This is a genomic window from Streptomyces sp. NPDC087859, assembly GCF_044742595.1.
GTDB classification, from domain to species: domain Bacteria; phylum Actinomycetota; class Actinomycetes; order Streptomycetales; family Streptomycetaceae; genus Streptomyces; species Streptomyces canus_F.
In genome coordinates this window covers 500,640-522,797 of sequence record NZ_JBIUUU010000003.1, presented here as the reverse complement: position 1 = coordinate 522,797, position 22,158 = coordinate 500,640, and the positions used below count along the sequence as shown (strand labels likewise).

The following is a 22,158-nucleotide window of genomic DNA, read 5'->3' as shown; positions in this document are numbered from 1 at the left end:
TGTCCGTATGCGCTCTACCGCGGCGGCCGTGACAGTGGGAAGCTGCCCTCCATGGGGGTATTGCGCAGATTTTGGGGCCGCCCGCGAGGACACCGGGTCCAGCGGGTGGCAGCCGTGTCCGTGCTCGCGGTCGTGGTCGCCGGCGGGCTCACCGCCTGTGATCCGGCGGGGCTGAACTCCGCGTCCGTGGCGTACACGACCGATCAGACGGTCACCAAGGAGCTGGAGCGGCAGAAGGCCAACGTGCAGTGGCTGACCTGCCAGGCCTCCTACGGGAACCGGCCCACGCCGACGGCGACCGACAATGCCGTCGCCGAGGTCCACTGCACCGGGGAGACCACCAGCAACCAGGACATCGACGTCGACGGCAAGATCACCCGTGTGGTCAACGGGCAGTGCGTGCGGGGTGAACTGACCGCGAAGATCGACGGCAAGCAGTGGTTCCAGGTCAACGGACTGGGCAACTGCAACGCCTCGCCCGAGCCGAACAACCCGGGCGGCAACGGGCAGCCGGGGGACACCGTCACCGTGACGGTCACCGAGACCATCTGGTGCGACAAGTACCCGGACTGCAGGCCCGTCCAGGGCAAGTGATCCAAAGCCCTGTCCGTGGGTCGTCGGCCCTGCATAGGGTTGAGTCGTGACCCAGCCCGCGACGCCCTCGTATCTCCGGTTTCCGCACCTGCACGGCGACTTGGCGGCCTTCACCGCCGAGGACGACGTATGGATCGCCCCCCTCGACGGCGGCCGGGCCTGGCGGGTCAGCGCCGACAACGTGCCCGTCTCCACACCGCGCATCTCGCCCGACGGCACCACCGTCGCCTGGACCTCCACCTGTGACGGCGCCCCCGAGGTGCACATCGCCCCGGTCGACGGCGGTCCCGCCAAGCGGCTGACCCACTGGGGGAGTTGGCGCACCCAGGTGCGCGGCTGGACCCCGGACGGCCAGGTCCTCGCGATCACCACCCACGGCCAGGCCAGCCTGCGCCGCTCCTGGGCGCACGCCGTCCCGCTCGACGGGGGACCGTCGACCCTCCTGCCGTACGGGCCCGTGGGCGGTGTCGCGCACGGACCGTCCACCGTGCTGCTGTCCGCGCCGATGGGGCGGGAGGCCGCCTGGTGGAAGCGGTACCGGGGCGGCACGGCGGGCAAGCTGTGGATCGACCACGAGGGCGACGGCGAGTTCGTACGGCTGCACGAAGACCTCGACGGGAACATCGAGTTCCCGGTGTGGGCGGGGGAGCGGATCGCCTTCCTCTCCGACCACGAAGGGGTCGGCGCGCTGTACTCCTCCCTCGCCGACGGGTCCGATCTGCGGCGCCACACACCCCTCGACGGGTTCTATGCCCGGCACGCCGCCGGTGACGGCACCCGCGTCGTCCACACCTGTGCCGGTGAACTGTGGGTCCTGGACGACCTGGACGGGGCCGAGCCGCGCCGCCTGGAGGTGCGGCTCGGTGGGCAGCGCGTCGACCGGCAGCCGTTCGCGGTGAACGCCTCGCGCTGGTTCGGCTCCGCCGCCCCCGACCACACCGCGCGCGGCAGCGCGGTCGCCGTCCGGGGTGCCGTGCACTGGGTCACCCACCGCTCCGGCCCGACCCGGGCACTGGCCGCCGAACCCGGCGTACGGGCCCGGCTGCCCCGCACCTTCCGCACGGAGGGCGAGGAGTGGGTGGTGTGGGTGACCGACGCGGAGGGCGACGACGCCCTGGAGTTCGCGCCCGCCACCGGCCTCGCCCCCGGAGCCACCCCGCGCCGCCTCGCCGCCGGACAGCTCGGCCGGGTCCTCGGGCTCGCCATGGCCCCCGACGGCAGCCGGGCCGCGGTCGCCGCGCACGACGGCCGCGTCCTGCTCGTCGAGCGGGAGACCGGCGAGGTCCGCGAGGTGGACCGGAGCGCGGACGGCGACGTCTCCGGGCTGGTCTTCTCGCCCGACTCGGCCTGGCTCGCCTGGTCCCACCCCGGCCCGCGCCCGCTCCGCCAGCTCCGCCTCGCCAACACCACCGACCTCTCCGTCACCGAGGCGACCCCGCTCCGCTTCCAGGACTACGCGCCCACCTTCACCCTGGACGGCAAGCACCTCGCCTTCCTCTCCACCCGCTCCTTCGACCCGGTCTACGACGAGCACGTCTTCGACCTCGCCTTCGTGGTCGGCGACCGCCCGCACCTGATCACGCTCGCCGCGACCACACCCTCGCCGTTCGGCCCGCAGCGGCACGGCCGCCCCTTCGAGGCCCCGGACAAGGACGAGACACCCGACAGCGAGGGCACCCCGGCCACCCGCATCGACCTCGAAGGCCTCGCCGACCGGATCGTGCCGTTCCCGGTCGAGGCCGCCCGCTACTCCCACCTGCGCGCGGCGAAGGACGGCGTGCTGTGGCTGCGCCACCCGGTGCAGGGCGTCCTCGGCTCCTCCCGGGCCACCCCGGAGGACCCCGACCCCAAGACCGAGCTGGAGCGCTACGACCTCGCCCAGCAGCGCCTGGAGCATCTCGCGGCCGACGCCGACCACTTCGCCGTCAGCGGGGACGGCAAGCGGGTCCTGCTGTGGACCGACGGGCGGCTGAAGGTCGTCCCGAGCGACCGGCGGGCCTCGGGCGACGAGGACAGCGACACCAACATCACCGTCGACCTCGCCCGGATCCGGCAGACCGTCGACCCGTCGGCCGAGTGGCGGCAGATGTACGAGGAGACCGGCCGCATCATGCGGGACCACTTCTGGCGCCCCGACATGAGCGGTGTCGACTGGTCCGGCGTCCTGGACCGCTACCGCCCGGTGGTGGACCGGGTCGCCACCCATGACGACCTCGTCGACCTCCTCTGGGAGGTGCAGGGCGAGCTCGGCACCTCGCACGCCTACGTCATGCCGCGCGGCGGCTACGGCGGCGGCCCCCGCCAAGGGCTCCTCGGCGCCGACATCTCCCGTCACCAGGACGGCAGCTGGCGTATCGACCGCATCCTGCCGACCGAGACCTCCGACCCCGACGCCCGCTCCCCGCTCGCCGCGCCCGGTGTCGCGGTGCGCGCGGGTGACGCGGTCGTCGCGGTCGGCGGGCGTCCGGTCGACCCGGTCACCGGTCCGGGCCCGCTCCTCGTCGGCACGGCGGGCAAGCCGGTCGAGCTGACCGTCTCGCCGTCCGGCGGCGGTGACGTGCGGCACGCCGTCGTCGTACCGATCGCGGACGAGGAACCGCTGCGCTACCACGCGTGGGTCGCGGACCGGCGGGCGTACGTCCACGAGCGGTCCGGCGGCCGGCTCGGCTACCTCCACGTCCCCGACATGCAGGCTCCCGGCTGGGCGCAGATCCACCGTGACCTGCGGGTCGAGGTGGCCCGCGAGGGGCTGGTCGTCGACGTCCGGGAGAACCGCGGCGGTCACACCTCCCAGCTCGTCGTCGAGAAGCTGGCCCGGCGGATCGTCGGCTGGGCCCTGCCGCGCGGACTGCGGCCGTACAGCTATCCCCAGGACGCGCCGAGGGGTCCGGTGGTCGCCGTGGCGAACGAGTTCTCGGGCTCCGACGGCGACATCGTCAACGCGGCGATCAAGGCGCTCGGGATCGGTCCGGTGGTCGGCACGCGGACCTGGGGCGGCGTCATCGGGATCGACAGCCGGTACCGGCTCGTCGACGGCACCCTGATCACCCAGCCCAAGTACGCGTTCTGGCTGGAGGGTTACGAGTGGGGCGTGGAGAACCACGGCGTGGACCCGGACGTCGAGGTGGTCCAGCGCCCGCAGGACCACGGCGCGGGCAAGGACGTACAGCTGGACGAGGCGGTACGCATCGCGCTGGAGGCCCTGGAACGGACTCCGGCCAAGGTGCCTCCGTCGCTTCCCTGACCTGATCGATACGATGCCCCCACACCCGCGACCCGAAGGGACACCACATGCCAGGGGAACCGCAGGACGACTGCCTGTTCTGCAAGATCGTCGCAGGGCACATCCCGGCGACGATCGTCCGTGAGACGGACACCACCGTCGCCTTCCGGGACATCAACCCCCAGGCCCCCACGCACGTCCTGGTGATCCCCAAGGTGCACTACGAGAACGCCGCGACCCTCGCCGCCGCCGAACCGGCCATCGCCGCCGACCTCCTCGGCGAAGCGCAGTCCGTCGCCGACGAGGACAAGCTGGAGAGCTACCGCATCGTCTTCAACACCGGTGCCGGTGCCGGCCAGACCGTCTTCCACGCCCACGCGCACGTCCTGGGCGGTCGCGGCCTCCAGTGGCCGCCCGGATAAACCACCGTGTCCGTACGTGAATTGGTGGTCCTCGGCACCGCCAGCCAGGTTCCCACCCGGCACCGCAACCACAACGGCTACCTCCTGCGCTGGGACGGCGAGGGCATCCTCTTCGACCCGGGCGAGGGCACCCAGCGCCAGATGCTGCGGGCCGGTGTCGCCGCGCACGACCTGAACCGGATCTGCGTCACGCACTTCCACGGCGATCATTCGCTGGGGCTCGCCGGAGTCATCCAGCGCATCAACCTCGACAAGGTCCCGCACCCCATCACGGCCCACTACCCGAAGTCCGGCCAGCGCTTCTTCGACCGGCTTCGGTACTCCACGGCGTACCGGGAGACCGTCGGGATCACCGAGGCGCCGGTGAGTGCGGACGGGCCGCTGGCCACGGGTTCTTCCTACGAGCTGGAGACCCGCAAGCTCTCCCACCCCGTCGAGTCGTACGGCTACCGCGTCGTCGAACCCGACGGCCGCCGCATGCTGCCCGACCGCCTCGCCGCGCACGGCATCAAGGGCCCGGACGTCGGCCGGATCCAGCGGGAGGGCTCGGTCGGCGGGGTCTTCCTCGAGGACGTCAGCGAGGTGCGGCGCGGGCAGCGGTTCGCGTTCGTCATGGACACCCGGCTGTGCGACGGCGTGTACGCGCTGGCCGAGGGGTGCGACATGCTCGTCATCGAGTCGACGTTCCTGGACGAGGACATCGACCTGGCGGTCGACCACGGCCACCTGACCGCCGGGCAGGCGGCCACGGTGGCGCGGGACGCCGGCGTACGGCATCTCGTGCTCACGCACTTCAGCCAGCGCTACGGCGACCCCGACGAGTTCGAACGGCAGGCGCGGGCGGCGGGCTTCGAGGGCGAGCTGACGGTCGCACACGATCTTCTACGGGTGCCGGTTCCGAAACGGCGGTAAACCACCCGTACGATGCTTCGATGCCCCTCCCCAAAGCTGAACTGCACCTCCACATCGAAGGCACGCTGGAGCCCGAGCTGGCGTTTGAGCTGGCCGCCCGCAACGGCGTCGAGCTGCCGTACGCGGACACGGACGAGCTCCGCAAGGCGTACCAGTTCGAGGACCTCCAGTCCTTCCTGAACCTGTACTACGAGCTCATGGCCGTGCTGCGCACCGAGCGGGACTTCGAGGACCTCGCGAACGCGTATCTCGCCCGTGCCGCCGCGCAGGGGGTGCGGCACGCGGAGATCTTCTTCGACCCGCAGGCGCACATCGCACGCGGTGTGGGCATGGGCACGGTCGTCGACGGACTGTGGCGGGCGCTCGGCAGCAGCGAGGCGAACCACGGTGTCTCCACGCAGCTGATCCTGTGTTTCCTGCGGGACGAGTCCGCCGAGTCGGCCCTGGAGACGCTGCACGCCGCGAAGCCGTATCTCGACCGGATCGTCGGTGTCGGGCTCGACTCCGCCGAGGTCGGGCATCCGCCGGTCAAGTTCCGCGAGGTGTACGAGGCGGCTGCGGCCCTCGGTCTGCGGCGCGTCGCCCACGCGGGGGAGGAAGGGCCGCCGGAGTACATCACGCAGGCCCTTGATGTGCTCGGCGTGGAGCGGATCGATCACGGGCTGCGGTGCATGGAGGACCCCGAGCTGGTCTCGCGGTTGGTACGGGATCGTGTGCCGCTGACGCTGTGCCCGTTGTCGAACGTGCGGCTGCGGACGGTTGACGTGCTGGCGGATCATCCGCTTCCGGCGATGCTGGACGCGGGGTTGCTGTGCACGGTGAACTCCGATGACCCGGCGTACTTCGGGGGGTACGCCGGGGACAACTTCGATGCGGTGCGCTCGGCGCTGGGCCTTGGCGAGGAGCGGTTGCGGGAGCTTGCCCGGAACTCCTTTGTCGCGTCCTTCCTGGAGCATGACGAGGAGCGGCGGGCGCGGTATCTCGCAGAAGTAGAGGCGTACGAGTTCTCGTAGCCGTCTGCCGGCCGCTCCTAGCGGGGCGCTACGGCTGCTGTGTCGTACGCGCGTTGGGTGGGGACGGTCGGGGTGTCGACGGTGATCTCGACGACCGGCATCGTGCGGTTGCCCGCCCTGAGCGCTGTCGCCGTCATCGGTACGGCGATCAGCAGCAGCCCTGCTGCCAGGACCAGGCCCATGGCTGGGAAGCCCGCCTGGGCCGCCAGCAGGCTGCCGGCCAGGGGGCCCGCCGCCGTGCCCAGCGACGACGCCGAGCCGACCAGGACCGCCCATCTGCCGCGTGGGTCCAGGGAGGCGGCGAGGCCTATGACGTACGACAGGACGATCGGGTAGAGCGTGTTCCAGGCGATCTCGCCCGTCGCGAAGGTCGCGAGGTCGGTCGCGGAGGCGCTGAGGGCGATGCAGGCGGCGATCAGGGCCGTGCCCGCGCCGATGGGCAGGGCGTGGCCGAGGCGGGGGCCGAGGGTGCCCGCGCCGATGACGCCGAGCAGGCCCGCGCCGAGCGCCACGGCGAAGACGGCGCCGACCGTGGCCTCCGTCAGGTGGGCCTGGGTGAGGCCGATGTGGCCGCTGACGCCCCAGAGGGCGTTCTGGGCCAGGGACCAGCAGGGGAGGGTGGCGGCGAGGAGCAGGCCGGCCCGGAAGTGGGGGAGGGGGGTCCTTGTCCGGCGGGTCTGCGGGGTGGCGGCCGTATCCAGCGGGAGACGGTTCGTCAGGGGCCAGACCGCGAGAGCGGTGAGGGCGATCGCGGCCAGGGGCTGGCCGTGGCCCGGTCCCAGGTGCGGGACGGTCAGGTAGACGGCGCCCGCCAGGGCGGAGACGCCGAGCAGACCGAGTGTGGTCGTGCGGTGGGGATCGCGCTGGGCGGCGATCCCGGTGGCGGCGACCGTGGTGGCCGTTCCGGATCCGAACCCGCCGATCATCGCGCCGGTGACGACGGCCGCGACGCTGCCGCTGAGCGCGGCCCAGCCGTAGCCGGCCACCGCGAGGGCCAGTCCGATCCGCGCCAGCCTCCGGGCGCCGATCCGGTCCACCTTCGACGCCAGCAGGAACCCCGCGGACGCCGAACTCAGCAGCAACGCACTGCCGACGGCGCCCGCCTGAGTGGCGGTCAGCGGAAGACCCGAGTCCAGTCTGCCGACGGTGGTCGGGAGGAGGTACGGGGCGAGGTACCCGGCCGTGAAAAGGGCGACGAGGGGCCAGGCGATGGTGCGGGGGGCGAACACGGGCGTTCCCTGGGCATGCGAAAGAAGCGGCTCAAAAAAGGGGATGGGGCGACGACCGTCGACGGACAGGAACGCGCGGGCAATTTGTATCAAGCACGCGGTTTCAGAAGAAGAGTGGGGGGTGTGATCTGGGGCACGTTGTGTTTCGGGTGGGGAATGCCGGGTAAACGAGCGCCTCAACGCCAGTGAACAGCGGCCCCGCCCGCCGCCGGCACCGTCGCCTCGATCTTGGCCCTGATCTCCCGCATCACCGCGATGATCTGCTCCTCGTGCGCCGGGGTCAGCCGGGCCACCGGGACCGAGCAGCTGATCGCGTCCTGGGCCGGAGAGTCGTAGCGCAGGGCGAAGCCGAAGCCGATGATGCCGAGGACGCCCTCCTCGCGGTCGACGGAGTGGCCGCGGGAGCGGATCTCGCAGAGGTCGGCCGTCAGGGCGTCGCGCGTGGTGTGGGAGTTGGGGGTCAGGGCCTCGTACGGGCCCTCCGGCAGCTCGTCGTCGGGGTGTTCGGCCAGGAGGGCCTTGCCCAGGGCGCCGACGTGGGCGGGGAGGCGGCGGCCGACACGGCTGATCGTGCGCAGGTACTCGTGGGACTCGCGGGTCGCCAGGTACGCCACGTCCCGGCCGTCGAGGCGGCCCATGTGGATGGTCTCGCCGAGCGCCTGGGACGCCTCGTCGAGATACGGGCGTACGACCCGGACGCGCGGGTCGGAGTCGAGGTAGCTCGTGCCGGTCAGCAGGGCGTGGATGCCGATGCCGTAGAGCGAACCGGTGACGTCGGTGCGGACCCAGCCACGGGAGATCAGGGTCTGCAACAGCGCGTACATCGAGCTGCGCGGCACCTCCAGCTTGTCCGCCAGCTCCTGCAACCGCGCCGGGCGGTCCCCGCGCGCGGCCAGCACTTCCAGCAGTTCGACCGTCCGCGCGGCCGACTTCACCTCGCGCACGCCCCCTGTCTCCGACATGCACCGATCGTAATCGGCGTGTTCGCGCCATTGACGGTCGCGGTCCGCGTATCTAATGTCCATCTTCATACGTGGATGACGTCTACATAGGGAGATGAGTGAGGGTGAGTCTCGATACGGGCGATGTCGTGCGGCGGCTGGGGGAGGGCATGGCGGGCGGCGTCCTGTCGTTCCCACTGACCAGCTTCCACGCCGACGGCTCCCTCGACCCGGACGGCTTCCGCACCCATGTCGCCGACCGGATCGCCACCGCACCCGGCGCCGTCTTCCCCGCCTGCGGCACCGGGGAGTTCTTCTCGCTGGACGAGGACGAGTACCGGACCGTGGTGTCGGCGACCGTCCAGGAGTCCGCCGGCCGGGTGCCCGTCGTCGCCGGGATCGGCTACGGCTGGGCGCAGGCCGTCCGCTTCGCCCGTATCGCCGAGGAAGCCGGCGCCGACGCGCTGCTGGTGCTCCCGCACTACCTGGTCGCCGCCCCGCAGGAGGGGCTCGTCCGGCAGGTGGAGGAGATCGCCGCGCGGACCCGGCTGCCCCTCATCGCCTACCAGCGCGGACAGGTCACGTTCGGCGTGGAGGCGTTCAAGCGGCTGGCCGACATCCCCACCGTCATCGGCCTCAAGGACGGCCACAGCGACCTCGACCGCCTGCAGCGCCTCACCCTCGCCGCCCCCGAGGGCTTCCTCTTCTTCAACGGCGCCGCCACCGCCGAGATCCAGGCCCGCGCCTACGCCACCGTCGGCGTCCCCGCCTACTCCTCCGCCGTCCACGCCTTCGCCCCGGAGATCGCCGACGCCTTCTTCGGCGCACTGAAGGCCGGAGACGAGGGCACGGTGGAGAAGCTGCTGCGCGACTTCTACGTCCCGCTCGTCGAACTCCGCGACCGCGTCCCCGGATACGCCGTATCCCTGGTGAAGGCCGCGGCCCGGCTGCGGGGCCTTCCCGTGGGCCCCGTACGCGCGCCCCTGACCGATCCGTCGGCCGCCGACCTGGCCGACCTCACGTCCCTCCTCGCCACCGGCCTCGACCTCGTGGGAGCCGCTCTGTGAACCTCACCATCACGGACGTACGGCTGACGCCGATCCTCGTCGCCGACCCGCCGCTGCTCAACACGCAGGGCGTGCACCAGCCGTACACCCCGCGGCTGATCGTGGAGGTGGAGACCGCGGACGGGGTGACCGGGATCGGTGAGACGTACGGCGACACCAAGTACCTGGAGCTGGCGCGGCCCTTCGCCGCGAAGCTGGTGGGGCGGCAGGTGTCCGACCTGAACGGGCTGTTCACGGTCGCCGAGGAAGTCTCGGTCGACTCCTCCCGGGTCTCCGGGCAGGTCGACGTCGGCGGGCTGCGCGGTGTCCAGACCGCCGACAAGCTGCGGCTGTCCGTCGTCTCCGGGTTCGAGGTCGCCTGTCTCGACGCGCTCGGCAAGGCGCTCGGGCTGCCGGTGCACGCGCTGCTCGGAGGGAAGGTGCGGGACGCGGTCGAGTACAGCGCGTACCTGTTCTACCGGTGGGCCGACCATCCCTCGGGCGTGGCCTGCGAGAAGGACGACTGGGGGGCGGCCGTGGATCCGGCCGGGGTCGTGGAGCAGGCGCGGCTGTTCAAGGAGCGGTACGGGTTCACGTCGTTCAAGCTGAAGGGCGGGGTCTTTCCGCCGGACGAGGAGATCGCGGCCGTTCGGGCGCTGGCGGAGGCCTTTCCCGGGCATCCGCTGCGGCTCGACCCCAACGGGGCCTGGTCCGTGGAGACGTCACTGAAGGTCGCCGAGGAGCTCGGGGACGTCCTCGAGTACCTGGAGGACCCGGCCCTCGGCACGCCGGCCATGGCCGAGGTGTCCGCCGGGACCGATGTGCCGCTCGCCACCAACATGTGCGTGACGACTTTCGCGGAGATCAAGGAGGCGTTCACTCGCGATGCCGTTCAGGTGGTGCTGTCGGATCACCACTACTGGGGCGGCTTGCGGAACACCCAGCGACTCGCCGCGATCTGCCGGACGTTCGGGGTCGGGGTGTCCATGCACTCCAACACCCATCTGGGGATCTCGCTGGCGGCGATGACGCATGTGGCGGCCACCGTGCCCAACCTCCACCACGCGTGCGACTCCCACTATCCCTGGCAGTCGGAGGACGTTCTCACCTCGCGGCTGACCTTCGACGGCGGCAAGGTCGCTGTCTCGGACGCGCCGGGTCTCGGGGTCGAACTGGACCGGGAGAGGCTGGAGTTCCTGCATCAGCGGTGGCTCGACGACGACGGGGCGCTGCGGGAGCGGGACGACGCGGCGGCCATGCGGGTCGCCGAGCCGGGGTGGGTGACGCCGAGCGTGCCTCGCTGGTAGCGCCGGGCCTTTTCCCGCCCCCGCCGCCCTCACCCGTCCCATCCTCCAGGGGCGCTGCCCCTTCGACCCCGGTCCCTGGGGGCTCCGCCCCCGGACTCCCGTCGGCCCCGAAAGGGCCGCGTCCTCGAACTCCCCCACGCCTCCCCCGCCCCGAGGCGACTCACGGGCGGGTCGGGCGTGAGCGGCGGCCGGTTGTCAGTGGTGTGGTGCAGACTGGCCTGATCGGCACCACGTCAGGGAGCGCACCGTGATCGTGTCCGGGAAGGGACCGTCGTACGACACCGGAGAGACCGGCCACTGTCAGGCCCGGGTCGACCCGCTGGCCGCCCTGCGCGCACCGGACGATCCGCCCTGGGACGTGTATCTGACCGGCCCCGTCTTCCTCGACATCATCTTCACCGGGCTCGACTCCGCCCCGGTGCGCGGGACCGAGTCCTGGGCGCGCGGGATGGGGTCGAGCCCCGGCGGTGTCGCCAACATGGCCACCGCGCTGGCCCGGCTGGGGCTGAAAACGTCCCTTGCGGCCGCCTTCGGCTCCGATCACTACGGCGAGTACTGCTGGGACGCCCTGGAGCAGGGTGAGGGCATCGACCTCTCACCGTCCCGCACGGTCACCGGCTGGCACTCCCCGGTCACCGTCTCGATGGCGTACGAGGGCGAGCGCACGATGGTCTCCCACGGTCACGAACCGCCCCCCGAGGAAGCGGCCCCCGACTGCCCGCCCCGCGCGCGTGCGGCCGTGGCCTCGCTGGTGCCGGGCAAGCGGGCTCCCTGGATCACCCAGGCCGCGAGCGAGGGCACCCGTATCTTCGCCGACGTCGGCTGGGACGAGACCGGTGCGTGGGACCTGGCGGGTCTGGCCGACCTGGAGCACTGCGAGGCGTTCCTGCCGAACGCGGAGGAGGCCATGCGGTACACCGGCGCCTCCTGCCCCCGCGAGGCTGCCCACGCTCTCACCGCACATGTGCCGCTGGCCGTGGTGACCCTCGGCGCGGACGGCGCGTACGCGGTGGACCGGCGCACGGGGGAGACCGCCGAGGTCCCCGCCATCGCCGTGGAGGCCCTCGACCCCACCGGTGCCGGTGATGTCTTCGTGGCCGGTTTCGTCACCGGCACGCTGGCGGGCTGGCCGCTGGCCGACCGGCTGGCCTTCGCGGGGCTCACGGCCGCGCTGTCGGTGCAGGAGTTCGGCGGGTCGCTGTCGGCGCCGGGGTGGTCCGAGATCGGGGCCTGGTGGCGCAAGGTCCAGTCCGTCGAGGGACAGGACCCGACGGCCCTGCGGCGCTACGGGTTCCTGGCGGACCTGGTGCCGACGGAGCAGACCAGGCCGTGGCCGTTGCGGCGGGCGGTGCCGACCATCGGCTTCCGCCGCTCGGCCTGACGCCCCGGGCGGGCCCTTCAGGCGACGCGGTCGAGGACGGCGGTCACCTCTTCGCGGACCACGTCCCACGCGCCGGTCGGCAGTGCGCCGATGGGTGTGCGCGCCAGGGAGTCGAGGGCCGGGCCGGTTCCCGTGCCGTGCTCCACGCTCTCGCAGAGCACGTCGTAGCCGTCCCGGACGGCGACCCGCAGGACGTGTCCCTCCGTCCCGTCCGTCACCGCGACCGCGACGACGAGCGGCGGTGCGCCGCCCGGCTCGTCGGGCAGCTTGCGGTGACTGCTGGCCAGCGGGGTGCGCCAGCGCAGGTTCAGCAGCACCGGACGCTTCGCGGTGAGCTCGGTCAGGTCGGTCTCGTAGGCGCCCTCCGCGTCCAGCACCGTGGCGCGGGCGTCCAGGACGAGCGCCGCGGGCAGAAGGCAGCGCAGGGTGCTGCCGACGATGTTCCCGCCGACCGTCGCGGCCCGGCGCACCGCCCCGGTGCCCACCCGCGAGGCAGCCCCGCGCAGCACCTCCGGGACCCGGTCGTCGACCCGGGACAGCAGCACCGCCGCCCCCAGCTCCTCGGTGCCGAGCACATTGGCCTCCGGTACTTCGCGCAGTGACATCGCCTGCTCCGGGAAGCCGTCCCGTTGCCAGACGGCCCACTGGAGCGTGGCACCGCCGACGGGTATCGCTCCCTCGGACAGACACCGCTGTGCCTCGGACACGGACGTGGGCAGACGCAAGAACACGGCCGACCTGCTTTCCCCGGACGTACGGCGATGATCGACGCCGCCCCGAACACGTGTGGCACGGACGGGGCGGATTCTGCCCATCCACGCGGGGGGAGCATGCAGGGCTCACCGCTGCACTCAGGGCGCTCTCACCGGCCGGTGCCGCGGAGGCGGCCGCGCCCGAAAAGGCCTACGGGGTTGTCAGCCCAGCGGCGTACCCTTGAAATCGCCAGGCCGCCCATGTGGCGGGCGAGTCGTTTCGAGGAGGACGAGCAAGGCCTACAGAGCCGGCCCATGACTCAGACACCCACAGCTCACACACCCGCGCAGGGGCAGGCGAGAGCACAGTTCACCGTCCCCGCCCAGCACCCCATGGTGACGGTGCTGGGGTCCGGCGACTCCCTCCTGCGTGTGATCGAGAAGGCCTTCCCGGCGGCCGACATCCATGTCCGGGGCAATGAGGTCAGCGCGGTCGGCGTCCCCGCCGAAGTCGCCCTCATCCAGCGCCTGTTCGACGAGATGATGCTGGTGCTCCGCACCGGACAGCCGATGACGGAGGACGCAGTGGAACGCTCTATCGCGATGCTCAGAGCCAGTGACAGCGGCGAGGGGGACGGCCCGGAGACCCCGGCCGAGGTCCTCACCCAGAACATCCTCTCCTCGCGCGGCCGCACGATCCGCCCCAAGACCCTGAACCAGAAGCGGTACGTCGACGCGATCGACAAGCACACGATCGTCTTCGGCATCGGCCCCGCCGGCACCGGCAAGACCTACCTCGCCATGGCCAAGGCGGTGCAGGCCCTGCAGTCCAAGCAGGTCAACCGCATCATCCTGACCCGCCCGGCGGTGGAGGCGGGGGAGCGGCTGGGATTCCTGCCCGGCACGCTCTACGAGAAGATCGACCCGTACCTGCGCCCGCTGTACGACGCGCTGCACGACATGCTGGACCCGGACTCGATCCCGAGGCTCATGGCCGCCGGGACCATCGAGGTCGCGCCGCTGGCCTACATGCGTGGTCGTACGCTCAACGACGCCTTCATCATCCTGGACGAGGCCCAGAACACCTCGCCCGAGCAGATGAAGATGTTCCTCACCCGTCTCGGCTTCGAGTCGAAGATCGTGATCACGGGTGACGTGACCCAGGTCGACCTGCCCAACGGCACCAAGTCGGGTCTGCGTCAGGTCCAGGACATCCTGGAGGGCCTCGACGACGTCCACTTCTCCCGCCTGTCGTCGCAGGACGTCGTACGGCACAAGCTGGTCGGCCGTATCGTCGACGCGTACGAGAAGTACGACAGCCAGAACGGTACGGAGAACGGCACCCACAAGGGCGGCCGTAACAAGCGGAAGTAGACGACCCAGCACCATGTCGATCGACGTCAACAACGAGTCCGGAACCGAGGTCGACGAGCAGGCGATCCTCGACATCGCCCGCTACGCACTCGCGCGGATGCGCATCCACCCGCTCTCCGAGCTCTCGGTGATCGTCGTGGACGCCGACGCCATGGAGCAGTTGCACATCCAGTGGATGGACCTGCCGGGGCCGACGGACGTCATGTCCTTCCCGATGGACGAGCTCCGTCCGCCGTCGAAGGACGACGACGAGCCCCCGCAGGGCCTCCTCGGCGACATCGTGCTGTGTCCCGAGGTCGCCAAGAAGCAGGGCGAGGAAGCCGAGACGCAGCACTCCATGGACGAGGAGCTCCAGCTCCTCACCGTCCACGGGGTGCTGCACCTGCTCGGCTACGACCACGAGGAGCCGGACGAGAAGGCCGAGATGTTCGGCCTCCAGGCCGCCATTGTGGACGGCTGGCGCGCGGAGAAGGGCCACACCGGCCCGTCCCCGGCCCCGACCGTGTCATGAGCCTTCCCCTCGTCTCCGGTGCGATCGCCCTGGTCGTCGTCGCGTGGCTCGCCGCCTGCGCGGAGGCGGGCATCGCGCGCATGTCCAGCTTCCGTGCCGAGGAGGCCGTACGCTCCGGCCGCCGCGGCAGCGCCAAGCTCGCCCAGGTCGCCGCGGATCCGACCCGCTATCTCAACGTGGCGCTGCTGGTCCGGGTCGCCTGCGAGATGGCGGCGGCCGCCCTGGTCACGTACGCCTGCCTCCAGGAGTTCGGCGGCACGACCGAGGCCCTGCTGGTGGCCATCGGGGTGATGGTCCTGGTGTCGTACGTCGCCGTCGGTGTCTCCCCGCGCACCATCGGCCGTCAGCACCCGCTGAACACGTCCACGGCGGCGGCGTACGTCCTGCTGCCGCTCGCCCGGATCATGGGTCCGATCCCGAGCCTGCTGATCCTCATCGGCAACGCGCTCACTCCCGGCAAGGGCTTCCGGCGCGGTCCCTTCGCCTCCGAGGCGGAGCTGCGCGCGCTGGTCGACCTCGCGGAGGCGGAGTCGCTGATCGAGGACGACGAGCGCCGGATGGTGCACTCGGTCTTCGAGCTCGGCGACACGCTCGTGCGGGAGGTGATGGTGCCGCGGACCGATCTCGTGGTGATCGAGCGGTACAAGACGATCCGTCAGGCCCTCACCCTCGCGCTGCGGTCCGGTTTCTCGCGGATACCGGTCAGCGGTGAGAGCGAGGACGACATCGTCGGGATCGTGTATCTGAAGGACCTGGTCCGCAAGACGCACATCAGCCGGGACGCGGAGAGCGAGCTGGTGTCGACCGCCATGCGGCCCGCCGCCTTCGTGCCCGACACCAAGAACGCCGGTGACCTGCTCCGTGAGATGCAGCGGGACCGCAACCACGTCGCCGTCGTCATCGACGAGTACGGCGGCACGGCCGGCATCGTCACGATCGAGGACATCCTCGAGGAGATCGTCGGCGAGATCACCGACGAGTACGACCGTGAACTCCCACCGGTGGAGGAGCTGGGCGAGGACCGCTACCGGGTCACCGCGCGCCTGGACATCACCGATCTGGGGGAGCTGTACGACCTCGACGAGTACGACGACGAGGACGTGGAGACCGTCGGCGGGCTGCTGGCGAAGGCGCTGGGGCGGGTGCCGATCGCCGGGGCGTCCTCCGTGGTGGAGCTGCCGGACGGGCGGGCGCTGCGGTTGACGGCGGAGGCGGCGGCCGGGCGGCGGAACAAGATCGTGACCGTGCTGGTGGAGCCGGTGGAGCCGCCGAAGGAGGAGGACGAGTCGGAGTGACCCCACAGGAGCTGCGTACCTTCTGTCTCTCCTTCAACGCGGCTGTGGAGGACTTCCCCTTCGCGCCGGAGATCTCGGTCTTCAAGGTGCTGGGCAAGATGTTCGCGCTGAGCTGGATCGGCGCCAGTCCTCTGAAGGTCAACCTCAAGTGCGACCCGGAGGACGCGATCCGTCTCCGGGGTGAGCACGAGGGGTTGATCGCGCCCGGGTACCACATGAACAAGCGGCACTGGAACACGGTGCGGGTCGACGGGGAGCTGCCGGACCGGCTGGTGCGGGAGCTCATCGAGGACTCGTACGACCTGGTGGTGGCCGGGCTGCCGCGGGCGGAGCGGCTCCGCCTGGACCGGGGCTGATCCGTGATGTTTATGCTCGCTCCATGACTGACAGCAGCGCGCTCGACCCCGAGGACCGCAAGATCGTCACCCTGGCCCGTTCCGCGCGGGCGCGTAACGGTGTGCCCGAGGGGGCGGCTGTACGGGACGAGACGGGGCGTACGTATGTGGCGGGGACGGTGGGGCTCGACTCGTTGCGGTTGAGTGCGTTGCGGACCGCGGTGGCGATGGCTGTGGCGTCCGGGGCGAAGTCGTTGGAGGCGGCGGCGGTGGTGACGGATGCCGACGGCGTTCTGGCGGAGGATCTGGCCGCCGTACGGGATCTGGGTGGGCCGGGGACGCCGGTGCTGCTGGCGGGGCCGGATGGGGTCGTGCGGCTGACAGTGTCGGCGGGCTGAGGCCCAGAGGGTTTCGCCCCCGCCGCCCCCACCCGTCCCGTCCTCCAGGGGCTGCCGCCCCTTCGACCCCGCCCCCAGGGGGCTCCGCCCCCTGGACCCCCATCGGCCCGAAGGGCCTCGTCCTCACACGCCGGACGGGCTGAAAGACACGGGCGGGCTGGGAAGCCTGGGGTGTCGGCTGAAATTGAACCTTGCTGTTTTCAGTCTCTCGCGCATCAATGGAATCTGTAGTTCCGACGGTCCGTCAGATCTGGATCCCGCCACCCCCCACGCGGAGCGTTCCGCACCACGCGCCGCAGGCGGGCCGTTCGGGTTGTTCTCCCATCCATCCCCACATGGCAATTTCCCTATATGGGAAGGGAGTCGGAACCCCATGAGAGGCAAACGATTCAGTACGGGTGCGGCACTGGCCGTCGGGGCCCTCGCGGTCACCGGGCTCGCGTTCGCGCCCACCGCCGTGGCCGTGACCCCGGACACGGCCACGATCACCGCCGACTGCGGCGCCTTCGGCAGTGGCGAGGCCACGCTCGCCGCCACCCAGGACGGCACGTCCGCAACCATCACCGTCACCTCCGCGATCACCGCGCCGATCGCGCTGGCCGAGGACTCCATCACCTCCACCCTCACCCTGGTGAACGCGAGTGGCGGCACCGCCACCTTCAGCGGCACGGAGAACCCCGCGCTCGCCGCCGGTGATGCCGTCACCGTCGGTCCGCTCAATGGCACTGTGGCCTCGGGCGACAGTCTGGAGGCGTACGGCGGTTCGCTGCAGATCGTCGTCCTCGGGATCACCGTCACCTGCACGGCGACCGGGCCCCAGTCGCCCGGACCGTTCGTGTTCGACTGAGAATCTGCAACCGAACCGGCCCAACCTGCTTGTGTGGAGCGTCAGTTCACCTCGCGACACGGTGAACTGACGCTCCATCAGTTCACCGGCTCATATCCATTGACTTCTCACGCGATCCACACATCAATGCCCCCTGTCGGCGCAGAAGAGCCGCCGCGCCCGCATCCCTCAGAGGGGGCAACCAGACATGAGATCCCAAGCGCCCAGACCCAGAAGTCGAAGACGCCGTCTCGCCGCGCTGCTCGGCGCCACCGCCCTCGCGGTCACCACGGGCGGCGCGCTGGCCGGTCCGGCCCAGGCCGCCGACAACGTCGACTTCGCCACCCGCTGCGTCCCGCCCGCCATCTCGGGACTCCCGCCGATCGAGGGCACCACCACCGCGATCATCACGGTGAGCGACACCACCCCCTACGTCGGCGACACCGTCGACGTGACGTACACGGTGGTCAAGCCCGCCGCGAGCAACCCCACCGCCATCGACCTGCCGGCCGACATCATGACGCCGTCCGGCAAGGCCGTCCTGAGCGGGGCGCAGAGCGGGAACGTGACGGTCGCCGGACCGAAGAAGAACAATCCGGTACCGGGCAACGCCGCGTTCCCGTCGTTCAGCATGACCGGCAGCTTCACGGTCACCGCCACGGGCACCATCACGCTCTCGCCCGGTGACTACAACATCCACACCAGCTATCTGCTGGAGCTGGACACCCCCTGCACCGTCATCACCCCGCCCGCCCCGGGCTCCGTGACCCTCACCGCGAGCGATGCCCCCGGACCCAACACCCGGGCCATCGCGCTCGGTTCGAGCTCCGGCAACCCCGGTGCCGGTGTCACCGTCACCGGCAGCCACTTCACCCCGGGCGCCACCGTCACCCTCGCCGGACGCGCCGGTTCCAGCCAGACCGGGGACACGGCGACCGTGACGGCGGACGCGAGCGGTGCCATCAGCGGCTCGCTGGTCGTCAACGACAAGACCACGACCGGCATCGTGGCCTACGAAGGGAGCAGCTGGGACTCCGCCCTGGGCGCCGGACCGGTCGCCTACACCGTCATCGACGACACACCCGTCCCGGACAACGCCCAGAAACTCACCACCACGGTGCGCGGCGGAGTCCTGTCCATGACCCAGGCCGGGGACACCGTCTCGCTGTCGGCGGTCGAGTACGGCGCGGGCGGCGCCTCCACCGGTGCCCTCAACGCCGTGACCGTCAAGGACTTCCGCGGCGGTACCGCGGGCTGGTCCCTGACCGGCAAGGTCACCGCCTTCACCGGCCCCGGTGTCACCATCGGTGCCGACCAGCTGAACTGGACCCCCGCCTGCGACACCAAGGCGGGCAGCCCCAGCACCTGCCAGGCTGGTTCGGCGGGCAAGGTCGGCTCGTCCGGAGCGACCCTCGCGTCGGCGCCCGCCGACACCGCGACCGGCGGCGAGTTCACCGCCAACGCCGAACTCTCCCTGAACGTACCGGCGTTCACGCCTCCGGGCTCGTACTCCGGCGTTCTCACCCTCACGCTCAGCTGACCGTACGGGCGTCCGCACCCGCCCGTCCACCTCGTCCCGTGGGGGTCCGCACCCATGCGCAAGCTGTACGTCCTGCTCCTGAGCCTGCTGCTCACCGCCCTCGCCACGCCCTCGCACGCCGCCGACAATGGGAGCTGGTCCGTCTACCCCGTGTCCGGGTCGGTGGCCGAGCGGCCGTACTTCTACCTCTCCGCCGATCCCGGGCAGACCATCGAGGACAAGGTGGTCGTCGTCAACAAGACGGCCGAGCCCATGACGTTCCGGCTGTACTCCGCCGACGCCTACAACACCGCGCGCGACGGCGGGTTCGCCGTACGCACCATGAAAGAGAAGATGCGCGGCGTGGGTGTGTGGGCGAAGCCCGCGAAGTCCCGGATCAAGGTCCCGGGGCACGGCAAGGTCACCGTCCCCTTCACGCTGAAGGTGCCCGACGGCGCCGAACCCGGCGACCATCCCGGCGCGATCGTGGCACTCGACGAGCGCGTCGACCGCGGGGAGGGTTCCGTCGCGCTCGGTGTGCAGCGGGCCGTCGCCGCCCGCCTCTACCTCCGGGTCGGCGGGCCCACCCTGCCCGCGATCTCCGTCGAGGACGTCCGCGTCACCCACCACCAGCCGCTCGTGCCCGGCTTCGGCGACAGCGCGGCGACGGTCTCGTACACCCTCCACAACACCGGCAATCTCACCCTGAACCCGAAGGTGGAGCTGCGGGCGACGGGCCTTTTCGGCCGTACGCTGCTCGCCCGCGACCTGACGAGGATCCCCTCCGAGCTGCTGCCCGGCCAGCGGGTACGGCTGAGCGAGCCGTGGAAGGGCGCGCCGCAGCTGGACTGGGGTGACGTGACACTGACGGCGAGCGCCAAGGACACCCGCGAGTCGGCGGGTGCCTCCTTCTTCGCGCTGCCGTGGCTGGTGGCGGTGGTGCTGCTGGTGGTCGTGGCCGTGGGCGTCGTCCTGCTGGTCAGGGCGCGACGGGCACGGACCGGGACTAGCCGCCGCCGAGGGCGCGGCGCAGGCGGCCCTTCTGCGGGGGATCGGGCGGTTCGGCGGGAACCGGTTCGCGTGTCGTCACCAGCTCCGCGACGGTGACCCGGAAGTGCTCGATCGAGAGGGCCCGGGGCCCCTCCGGGTCCGTGCTCCAGGTGGAGAAGGTGACGTCCACCATCCAGCTCGTCTCCGAGAGCCGGAACACGTTGCGGCCGTACCCTTCGCGGTGCCGGTAGGACAGGCAGACCTCCCGCGCATGGGCCACAGCCTGCTCGTGCCCGCCCACGTGGATCTTCTCCTTCAGGGTCCACGCGTGATCGGTGACGCCGTAATCGGTCTCGACGAGGACGTACCACTCGCCTTCCACGACGCCCTGGCTCAGAGCGCGTCCGGGCCGCGCTCGCCCGTCCGCACCCGTACGACGGTGTCGACCGGCAGGGCCCACACCTTGCCGTCGCCGATCTTGCCGGTGTGCGCGGCCTTCACGATCGCGTCGATCACGGCCTCGGAGTCGGCGTCGTCGACGACGACCTCGATACGGACCTTGGGCACCAGGTCGACCTGGTACTCGGCGCCGCGGTACACCTCGGTGTGGCCGCGCTGACGGCCGTAACCACTGGCCTCGGTCACGGTCAGCCCGTGCACGCCGAGCTCCTGGAGCGCCGTCTTGACCTCGTCGAGGCGGTACGGCTTGACGATCGCGGTGATGAGCTTCATGCCTGGGGCTTGACCTTCTGAGCGGAGGGAACGACGGAGGCGCTGACCGGGGCACCATGGCCCAGGACGCCGTGATCGTATGCCGTCTCGGCGTGCACCGTAAGGTCGAGACCGGTGTGCTCCTGCTCCTCGCCCGCCCGCAGGCCCAGCGTCCTGTCGATCAGCTTGGCGATGCCGTACGTCACCACGAAGGCGTACGTCCCCACGGCGACCACGGCCACCAGCTGCTTGCCGAGCTGGGCGAGGCCGCCGCCGTAGAGGAGGCCCTCGGTGCCGCCGGTCATCGACTCGACGGCGAAGACGCCGATGAGAAGGGTGCCGATGACGCCGCCGACCAGGTGGACGCCGACGACGTCGAGGGAGTCGTCGTAGTTCAGCCTGAACTTCCAGCCCACGGCGTACGAGCAGACGACACCGGCCGCCAGGCCGATGACCAGCGCGCCGAGCAGGGAGACCGAGCCGCAGGACGGGGTGATCGCGACGAGACCGGCGACCGCGCCGGAGGCCGAGCCCAGGGTGGTGGGGTGGCCGTCGCGCTTCTGCTCCACGAACAGCCAGCCCAGCAGGCCCGTGCAGCCCGCCGCGAGCGTGTTGAGGAAGGCGGCCGCGGCCAGTCCGTTGGCGCCCAGCGCCGAGCCGGCGTTGAAGCCGAACCAGCCGAACCAGAGGAGACCCGCGCCCAGCATGACCATGGGCAGGTTGTGCGGACGCATCGCGTCCTTCTTGAAGCCGAGACGCGGGCCCAGGACCAGGCACAGGGCCAGACCGGAGGCACCGGAGGTGATCTCGACGGGGAGACCGCCCGCGAAGTCGAGGGCGCCGAGCCTGTCGAGGATCCAGCCGCCCGGGCCCCAGACCCAGTGGGCGACGGGAACGTATACGAGCAGCGCCCAGACCGGGACGAAGACCAGCCACGCGCCGAACTTCGCGCGGTCCGCGATCGCGCCGCTGATCAGCGCGGCGGTGATGATCGCGAAGGTCAGCTGGAAAGTGGCGAAGAGCAGGGTGGGGACGGTGCCCTGGACGCTGTCGGGGCCGAGGCCTGACATGCCGGCGTGGTCGAGGCCGCCGAGGAGTCCGCCGCCGATGTCGTCGCCGAAGGCGAGGGAGTAGCCCGCGGCCAGCCATACGACGGTCACCAGCGCGATCGACACGAAGCTCATCATCAGCATGTTGAGGACGCTCTTCGTGCGGACCATGCCGCCGTAGAACAGGGCGAGGCCCGGGGTCATCAGCAGGACGAGGGCGGTGGCGGCGAGCAGCCAGGCGGTGTCGCCGGTGTCGATACGCCCGGCGGCAAGGGGGGCGGCGAGAGTCACGGGGTCTCCATCGAGGTGGGGGCTCGTCAGAGGGTCACCGGCGTGCGTTACCGGATGTGTACCGATGTGTTTCCGTCACGTTTCGTTGCGTACGGGTTA

At 71.1% G+C, this 22,158-nt stretch carries 22 protein-coding genes; 16 read left to right on the top strand and 6 right to left on the bottom strand.

The features are described from left to right. The first annotated feature begins 105 nt into the window (after window positions 1-105). From ACIOHP_RS09770 to ACIOHP_RS09750, 5 genes are read left to right on the top strand one after another with little or no spacing between them, the layout of a single operon-like run. A complete protein-coding gene (locus ACIOHP_RS09770; RefSeq protein ID WP_266892546.1) occupies window positions 106-594 on the top strand; it encodes a hypothetical protein in 489 nt (162 codons plus the stop codon). A gap of 46 nt (window positions 595-640) precedes the next feature. After that, window positions 641-3,838, top strand: coding sequence for a S41 family peptidase (locus tag ACIOHP_RS09765; RefSeq protein WP_401885100.1), 3,198 nt, complete (start codon window positions 641-643; stop codon window positions 3,836-3,838). A gap of 47 nt (window positions 3,839-3,885) precedes the next feature. After that, a complete protein-coding gene (locus tag ACIOHP_RS09760; protein ID WP_401885098.1) occupies window positions 3,886-4,239 on the top strand; it encodes a histidine triad nucleotide-binding protein in 354 nt (117 codons plus the stop codon). Between the two features lie 6 nt (window positions 4,240-4,245). Next, a complete protein-coding gene (locus ACIOHP_RS09755) occupies window positions 4,246-5,151 on the top strand; it encodes a ribonuclease Z (RefSeq protein WP_401885096.1) in 906 nt (301 codons plus the stop codon). 20 nt (window positions 5,152-5,171) lie between these two features. Next, a complete protein-coding gene (locus ACIOHP_RS09750) occupies window positions 5,172-6,164 on the top strand; it encodes an adenosine deaminase (RefSeq protein ID WP_361540645.1) in 993 nt (330 codons plus the stop codon). Between the two features lie 17 nt (window positions 6,165-6,181). Here ACIOHP_RS09750 and ACIOHP_RS09745 read toward each other — a convergent pair whose 3' ends face one another. Together ACIOHP_RS09745 and ACIOHP_RS09740 are read right to left on the bottom strand one after the other, a co-directional pair. Continuing rightward, complete coding sequence (locus tag ACIOHP_RS09745) at window positions 6,182-7,393, bottom strand: MFS transporter (protein WP_361540642.1); 1,212 nt, start codon at window positions 7,391-7,393, stop codon at window positions 6,182-6,184. Window positions 7,394-7,569: 176 nt separating this feature from the next. After that, a complete protein-coding gene (locus ACIOHP_RS09740) occupies window positions 7,570-8,355 on the bottom strand; it encodes an IclR family transcriptional regulator (protein ID WP_401885091.1) in 786 nt (261 codons plus the stop codon). Window positions 8,356-8,459: 104 nt separating this feature from the next. Between ACIOHP_RS09740 and ACIOHP_RS09735 the strand changes: the two genes are divergently transcribed. From ACIOHP_RS09735 to ACIOHP_RS09725, 3 genes are all read left to right on the top strand, one after another. After that, the gene (locus ACIOHP_RS09735) at window positions 8,460-9,401 is read left to right on the top strand and encodes a 5-dehydro-4-deoxyglucarate dehydratase (RefSeq protein WP_401885089.1); all 942 of its coding nucleotides are present in this window, start codon (window positions 8,460-8,462) and stop codon (window positions 9,399-9,401) included. Next, window positions 9,398-10,687: a glucarate dehydratase family protein gene (locus tag ACIOHP_RS09730; RefSeq protein WP_401885085.1), complete on the top strand. Its 1,290-nt coding sequence runs from the start codon at window positions 9,398-9,400 to the stop codon at window positions 10,685-10,687. The genes ACIOHP_RS09735 and ACIOHP_RS09730 overlap by 4 nt, the downstream gene beginning before the upstream one ends. Window positions 10,688-10,934: 247 nt before the next feature. Beyond that, window positions 10,935-12,068, top strand: coding sequence for a carbohydrate kinase family protein (locus ACIOHP_RS09725; RefSeq protein WP_401885082.1), 1,134 nt, complete (start codon window positions 10,935-10,937; stop codon window positions 12,066-12,068). A gap of 17 nt (window positions 12,069-12,085) precedes the next feature. Here the strand turns inward: ACIOHP_RS09725 and ACIOHP_RS09720 are convergent, their stop codons facing one another. Beyond that, window positions 12,086-12,799, bottom strand: coding sequence for an FAD binding domain-containing protein (locus ACIOHP_RS09720; protein WP_401885079.1), 714 nt, complete (start codon window positions 12,797-12,799; stop codon window positions 12,086-12,088). Window positions 12,800-13,075: 276 nt separating this feature from the next. Between ACIOHP_RS09720 and ACIOHP_RS09715 the strand changes: the two genes are divergently transcribed. The 8 genes from ACIOHP_RS09715 to ACIOHP_RS09680 all read left to right on the top strand — a co-directional run bounded on the left by ACIOHP_RS09715 (window position 13,076) and on the right by ACIOHP_RS09680 (window position 20,125). Next, the gene (locus ACIOHP_RS09715) at window positions 13,076-14,134 is read left to right on the top strand and encodes a PhoH family protein (RefSeq protein ID WP_401885076.1); all 1,059 of its coding nucleotides are present in this window, start codon (window positions 13,076-13,078) and stop codon (window positions 14,132-14,134) included. A gap of 13 nt (window positions 14,135-14,147) precedes the next feature. Beyond that, the gene (ybeY, locus tag ACIOHP_RS09710) at window positions 14,148-14,645 is read left to right on the top strand and encodes an rRNA maturation RNase YbeY (protein WP_046262733.1); all 498 of its coding nucleotides are present in this window, start codon (window positions 14,148-14,150) and stop codon (window positions 14,643-14,645) included. After that, the gene (locus ACIOHP_RS09705; RefSeq protein WP_361540623.1) at window positions 14,642-15,940 is read left to right on the top strand and encodes a hemolysin family protein; all 1,299 of its coding nucleotides are present in this window, start codon (window positions 14,642-14,644) and stop codon (window positions 15,938-15,940) included. The genes ybeY and ACIOHP_RS09705 overlap by 4 nt, the downstream gene beginning before the upstream one ends. Beyond that, window positions 15,937-16,296: an MmcQ/YjbR family DNA-binding protein gene (locus ACIOHP_RS09700; protein ID WP_401885071.1), complete on the top strand. Its 360-nt coding sequence runs from the start codon at window positions 15,937-15,939 to the stop codon at window positions 16,294-16,296. The genes ACIOHP_RS09705 and ACIOHP_RS09700 overlap by 4 nt, the downstream gene beginning before the upstream one ends. Before the next feature lie 23 nt (window positions 16,297-16,319). Next, entirely contained in the window at window positions 16,320-16,673 is a 354-nt protein-coding gene (locus ACIOHP_RS09695) for a cytidine deaminase (RefSeq protein WP_361540617.1), read from the top strand. Between the two features lie 373 nt (window positions 16,674-17,046). After that, the gene (locus ACIOHP_RS09690) at window positions 17,047-17,520 is read left to right on the top strand and encodes a hypothetical protein (RefSeq protein WP_401885068.1); all 474 of its coding nucleotides are present in this window, start codon (window positions 17,047-17,049) and stop codon (window positions 17,518-17,520) included. Window positions 17,521-17,707: 187 nt separating this feature from the next. After that, the gene (locus tag ACIOHP_RS09685) at window positions 17,708-19,039 is read left to right on the top strand and encodes a beta-xylosidase (RefSeq protein WP_401885064.1); all 1,332 of its coding nucleotides are present in this window, start codon (window positions 17,708-17,710) and stop codon (window positions 19,037-19,039) included. A gap of 54 nt (window positions 19,040-19,093) precedes the next feature. Beyond that, entirely contained in the window at window positions 19,094-20,125 is a 1,032-nt protein-coding gene (locus ACIOHP_RS09680) for a WxL protein peptidoglycan domain-containing protein (RefSeq protein WP_401885062.1), read from the top strand. Here the strand turns inward: ACIOHP_RS09680 and ACIOHP_RS09675 are convergent. Genes ACIOHP_RS09675 through ACIOHP_RS09665 form a run of 3 tightly spaced genes read right to left on the bottom strand, consistent with a single transcriptional unit; the run spans window position 20,025 to window position 22,059 of the window. Then, entirely contained in the window at window positions 20,025-20,390 is a 366-nt protein-coding gene (locus tag ACIOHP_RS09675; protein WP_401885058.1) for a hypothetical protein, read from the bottom strand. The genes ACIOHP_RS09680 and ACIOHP_RS09675 overlap by 101 nt on opposite strands. 11 nt (window positions 20,391-20,401) lie before the next feature. Then, window positions 20,402-20,740 carry a P-II family nitrogen regulator gene (locus ACIOHP_RS09670; protein ID WP_171146372.1) on the bottom strand — a complete coding sequence of 113 codons (339 nt, stop codon included), beginning with the start codon at window positions 20,738-20,740 and terminating at the stop codon, window positions 20,402-20,404. Beyond that, window positions 20,737-22,059, bottom strand: a complete 1,323-nt coding sequence (locus tag ACIOHP_RS09665; protein WP_401885055.1) for an ammonium transporter — start codon at window positions 22,057-22,059, stop codon at window positions 20,737-20,739. The genes ACIOHP_RS09670 and ACIOHP_RS09665 overlap by 4 nt, the downstream gene beginning before the upstream one ends. Window positions 22,060-22,158: the final 99 nt, after the last annotated feature.